Here is a 4,919-nt window from a genome sequence, read left to right as displayed (position 1 = left end):
CCCCCCCCCCGCCCCGCCGCTGCGTCCCCCCCCCCGCCCGCCGCTGCGTGCCCGCCCCCGCCCGCCGCTGGGTGCCCGCCCCCGCCCGCAGGGGCGTCCGCCTGCCGACCCCGGTCCGCTGTCGACCGGCCCCCCGGTCCTTCCCCCGTTCCCGTACCCGTGGTCGGCACCGCGCCTCCTGCCCCCTCCGCCCCGGGACGCACGCCCGCAGGGGCCCACCCCGCGGGCCGCTCGCCCGCAGGCGCGCCCGCCCCCTGCTGCCCGTCGCCGCCGTACCGTTCGCCCTTCGTGCCCATGCGGCTCACTGTGCGCGCGTCGCGCCGGGCGCCCGGTCAGGTCGTGGGCCGTACACGCCTGGTTCACACCGATGGCCCCGGGTGCCACGCTGACCTCATGGACGATCTCCAGGCCAAGCACCTCGCCGACCGGCTGCGCGCCGGCCTGCCGCCCGAGGCCCTGCTCACCGACCCGGACGTCACCGCCTCCTACGCGCGCGACATGGCGGGCTTCTGCGCCGCGGGCGCCCCCGCCGTCGTCGTGCTGCCGCGTACGGTCGAGCAGGTCCAGCACGTGATGCGCACCGCCACCGCCCTGCGCGTGCCCGTCGTCCCGCAGGGGGCCCGCACCGGCCTGTCCGGTGCCGCCAACGCCATCGACGGGTGCATCGTGCTCTCCCTCACCAGGATGGACCGCATCCTGGAGGTCAACCCCGTCGACCGGGTCGCCGTGGTGGAACCTGGCGTCGTCAACGCCGCGCTGTCCCGCGCCGTCGCCGCCCACGGCCTGCACTACCCGCCCGATCCGTCCAGTTGGGAGACCTGCACCATCGGCGGGAACATCGGCACCGCCTCCGGCGGGCTGTGCTGCGTCAAGTACGGCGTCACCGCCGAGTACGTGCTCGGCCTGGACGTCGTCCTCGCCGACGGCCGCCTCCTCTCCACCGGCCGCCGCACCGCCAAGGGTGTCGCCGGCTACGACCTGACCAGGCTGTTCGTCGGTTCCGAGGGCAGCCTCGGCGTCGTCGTACGGGCCGTGCTCGCGCTGCGGCCGAAACCGCCCGCCCAGCTCGCACTGGCCGCCGAGTTCGCCTCCACGGCCGAGGCGTGCGCCGCCGTCTGCGCCATCATGGAGCGCGGCCACACCCCGTCGCTGCTCGAACTGATGGACCGCACCACCCTCCAGGCGGTCAACCGCCTCGGCGGCATGGGCCTCCCCGACACCACGGCCGCCCTGCTCCTGGCCGCGTTCGACACGCCCGAGCCCGCCGCGGACCTGGCCGCCGTCGCCGAGCTGTGCACGGGCGCGGGCGCCACCCAGGTCGTCCCCGCCGAGGACGCCGCCGAGTCCGCGCTCCTCCTGCAGGCACGGCGGATGGCGCTGCCCGCCCTGGAAACCCTGTCCAGCGCCACGATGATCGACGACGTGTGCGTGCCGCGCTCCCGGCTCGCCGAGATGCTCGACGGCACCGCCGCCATCGCCGCCGAGCACGGCCTCACCATCGGCGTGTGCGCCCACGCGGGCGACGGGAACACCCACCCCGTCGTCTGCTTCGACCAGCACGATCCGGACGAGTCGCGCCGCGCCCGCGCCTCCTTCGACGCGGTCATGGCGCTCGGCCTGGAACTCGGCGGCACCATCACCGGCGAACACGGCGTGGGCCTCCTCAAGAAGGACTGGCTCGCCCGCGAGCTGGGCCCCGTCGCCCTCGAACTCCACCGGGCGGTCAAGGACGCCTTCGACCCGCTGGGCATCCTCAACCCCGGCAAGCTGTTCTGACGCCCCGGCGCGCAGGCGGGCGGTGTCCCACGAGGCCCCGCCCCGCCCCACGGGTTCACGCCCCCGCCGACAGCAGTGCCGCCAGCGCGTCGTCCAGGCCGAGGCGCTCCGCCTCCGTGCCGGGCGGCACGACCCGAAGGGTGCGTTCCAGCCACGCCGACACCGGCGACGACGGGGCTTCGAGCAAGGCGTCGCCGTCCGGGGAGGACAGCGCCATCAGCACCACGCTGCGCCCCTCCGACTTCGTCGGCCAGATCCGCACGTCCCCCTGACCGCAGGCCCGGAACACCCCTTCCACCAGCAGCTCCCTGGCGAACGTCCAGTGCACGGGGTGGTCCGAGCCGAGGTGGAAGACGACGTGGACCGCGTACGGGTCCGCCGTGCGGTAGGCCAACCTGGCCGGTACCGGAACGCTGTGCTCCGGGGACAGGACCAGCCGCAGCTCCAGTTCGCGCTCCACCACGGTCGTCTCGTCCATCGGGTCTCTCCCTCTCTCGTTGCCGTGCGGCCGGCGGTCGGCCGCACAAGGGAGAGCGGCTTCGCTTCTCTTCATTACGCGACTTTCACCGGGAAATCTCTGTTACTTTGCGTGACAGTGATGTGACCGGAAGGGGCCCGCCCGCTTCGCGGCGGCCCGTGCGTGTCCGGCCGTCTGATAGATGTGGTGCCTCAAATGAGGCCCTCGAGGAGATACGGGACCACGGTGATGAGCGCCCCAACCCCGGCAACCGGCGACGGCAACCCGGCGGCTGGGTACTACCCAGACCCGTCCATCCCCGGATACATCCGGTACTGGAACGGCGGTGCCTGGGTGCCCGGTACGAGCCGCCCGGCCCCCGCGGACGGCGAGGCCATGCCGGCGGCGCCCGCCTCGGCGTTCCCGGCCGCCCCCCGCCCGGCCGCCGCGCCCGCCCCGCCCCCGGTGCCCGCGCCGGCCGTCGAGGAGACGGGGCCGGTGTTCCTCGACGACGATCCGAGCTTCTCCTCCGAACCAGGCCCGGAACCGGAACGTGCCGCCGGGGTCGAGCCCGCCTCCGCGTGGCAGGCCGACCCCGCCCGCCAGCGGGGGTACGGCGACGACCGCGACCGGCAGGTCTCCTGGGGCGCCGCCCCCGATCCGCGGACCGCCGCGCCCGCCGACCCGACCGGCGGCGCCCTTCCCGGCGTACGGCACACCGCGGGCCGGACGGAACCGGAAGCGGAACCGCAGCGGCAGTCGGGTGCGCGGGCCGCGGGGGACGGCACCATGACGATCCGGGCCCGCTCCCAGGCCGCCCAGGGCACCCGGGCCCCGCACCTCCCCGCGCAGTCCGGGCCCGGGCAGCACGGACCGGCCGCGTCCGGTCCCGCACAGGCGCCCGCCTCCCCCTCCGTCCCGTCCCAGGGGGGTCCCGCTCCGGTGGCCACCGGCCCCGGCGGCGGCGCGACCTCCTGGGCGCAGCAGGTGCACCACCTGGCCCAGCAGCCCGAGGCCCCCGCCGTCCAGGGAGCGCCCGCCGCCGGTATGGCCCCGGCCGCGGCCGCACCCGGCCGGGCGGGGGAGGCGGCCGGGCAGCCGGTGGCGCCGTGGAAGCCGCCCGTCGACGACCCCTTCGTCCGGGCCGCCCGCGAACGTGCCGCCGCCAAGCCCGCGGGCCCCGGCCGGCGGCTCGCCGCCCGCCTCGTGGACACGGTCGTCTTCGGCGCGCTCGCCGGCGCGGCAGGCGCGCCCTTCGTGCTCAGCGGCGTCCGGCACGTCGCCGACAAGCTCGACCGGGCCAAGCAGTCCGGCGAGACCGTCACCGTGTGGCTGGTGGACGGGACGAACGCCGTCCACTTCGGCATCGCGCTCGCCCTGGTGCTGGTGCTCGGCGTCCTGTACGAGGCCCTGCCGACCGCCAGGTGGGGGCGCACCCTCGGCAAGAAGCTGTGCGGCATCCAGGTCCGGGACATCGAGTCGCACGACGCGCCCGGTTTCGGTGCGGCCGTGCGGCGCTGGCTGGTGTACGGGGTGTCGGGGCTGCTCGCGGTCGGGGTCCTCAACGTCCTGTGGTGCCTGGTCGACCGGCCCTGGCGCCAGTGCTGGCACGACAAGGCGGCCCGCACGTTCGTGGCGAAGGGCTGAGTCCGGCCGGACCGGCCGAGGGAACGGCTGCTGCCGGGCAGGGGAGAGGGACAGGCGGAGCCTCGCGCGCCGGGAAGGCCGTGCCCGCGGGCCGCGCGCGCCGACGTGGCGGGGACGGGTCAGGCGGCCACGGCGGCGCCGCTCCCGCACCGCGGGCGAAGGCCGAGGCCCTCAGGCCCGCGTCCGCGGGCCCGGCACCGGCGCGGACAGGAGGGCGCGCGGCCGTGCGCGACGGGCCCCCTTCCCCCGAACGGCACGTGAACGGATGCGGGCGTCGGCGGCGCACGATGCACTGCCCCCATGAGCAACGAACCGCCGAGGCCAGGTCAGTACCCCGACGACGACCCGCTCCGCAAGCCGCCGCCCGAGACCCCGGGCGGCGGCGGCACACCCCCGCCGCCCCCGCCGCCCCCGGGCGGCCCGTACGGCGGGGGCGACGCAGGACCCTACGGCGGTGACCCGTACGGCGGCGGCTCCGGTGGCGGGCCCTACGGCGGCCCTCCGGGCGGCGGCGGCCCGTACGGGTACGGCGGCAGCGACCCGCTCGCCGGGATGCCGCCCCTGGGCGACACGGGCAAGCGGGTCCTGGCGCGCTTCCTGGACTGGCTGCTGATCTTCATCCCGCTCGCCGTGCTGGGCATCCCGTTCGGGGTGTACGACAGCGTGGGCGACGACAGCGCCGACCTGAGCGACGTGTGGGCGGCGAACAACGACGGCGGCCAGTGGGCGTTCCAGCTCATCTCCATCGCGGCGTACGTCGCCTACGACACGTACATGACGGCGAAGCAGAACGGCCAGACGGTCGGCAAGCGGTTGATGGGCATGCGGGTGGCGATGCTCAACGACGGCAGCGTGCCCCCGGTGAGCGCGGCGCTGATCCGCGCCCTGGTGCTGTGGCTGCCCGCGCTGATCTGCTGCGCCTGCCTGTGGCCGCTGCTGCTGCTCATCATGATCATCGTGGACAAGCCCTACAAGCAGGGCCTGCACGACAAGGCCGCGAAGACCGTGGTGGTGTCAGCTGCGCGGTGACGGGCCGCCC

Annotated in this window: 4 protein-coding genes; 3 read left to right on the top strand and 1 reads right to left on the bottom strand. The window is 76.0% G+C overall.

The genetic code is table 11. From position 1 onward, the window contains the following. Positions 1–393: 393 nt before the first annotated feature. On the top strand, positions 394–1,776 hold the full coding sequence (locus BJP40_RS09250) for an FAD-binding oxidoreductase (RefSeq protein ID WP_071279965.1): 1,383 nt from the start codon (positions 394–396) through the stop codon (positions 1,774–1,776). A gap of 55 nt (positions 1,777–1,831) precedes the next feature. Here the strand turns inward: BJP40_RS09250 and BJP40_RS09245 are convergent, their stop codons facing one another. Continuing rightward, complete coding sequence (locus BJP40_RS09245) at positions 1,832–2,254, bottom strand: SsgA family sporulation/cell division regulator (RefSeq protein ID WP_071279964.1); 423 nt, start codon at positions 2,252–2,254, stop codon at positions 1,832–1,834. Positions 2,255–2,482: 228 nt separating this feature from the next. On the opposite strand from BJP40_RS09245, the gene BJP40_RS09240 reads away from it, so the two are divergent. Continuing rightward, positions 2,483–3,880 carry an RDD family protein gene (locus BJP40_RS09240; protein ID WP_071279963.1) on the top strand — a complete coding sequence of 466 codons (1,398 nt, stop codon included), beginning with the start codon at positions 2,483–2,485 and terminating at the stop codon, positions 3,878–3,880. Positions 3,881–4,180: 300 nt separating this feature from the next. After that, positions 4,181–4,909 carry an RDD family protein gene (locus tag BJP40_RS09235; RefSeq protein ID WP_071279962.1) on the top strand — a complete coding sequence of 243 codons (729 nt, stop codon included), beginning with the start codon at positions 4,181–4,183 and terminating at the stop codon, positions 4,907–4,909. The last annotated feature ends 10 nt before the right edge of the window (positions 4,910–4,919 follow it).

Source organism: Streptomyces sp. CC53 (genome assembly GCF_001865245.1).
In the GTDB taxonomy this organism is placed as follows: Bacteria; Actinomycetota; Actinomycetes; order Streptomycetales; family Streptomycetaceae; genus Streptomyces.
This window is presented reverse-complemented; position numbering and strand designations above follow the sequence as displayed.

Excerpts from the sequence above, each read along its gene's own strand:
- BJP40_RS09245 (WP_071279964.1), bottom strand. The coding sequence starts at position 2,254 with ATGGACGAGACGACCGTGGTGGAGCGCGAACTGGAGCTGCGGCTGGTC.
- BJP40_RS09240 (WP_071279963.1), top strand. The coding sequence starts at position 2,483 with ATGAGCGCCCCAACCCCGGCAACCGGCGACGGCAACCCGGCGGCTGGG.
- BJP40_RS09250 (WP_071279965.1), top strand. The coding sequence starts at position 394 with ATGGACGATCTCCAGGCCAAGCACCTCGCCGACCGGCTGCGCGCCGGC.
- BJP40_RS09235 (WP_071279962.1), top strand. The coding sequence starts at position 4,181 with ATGAGCAACGAACCGCCGAGGCCAGGTCAGTACCCCGACGACGACCCG.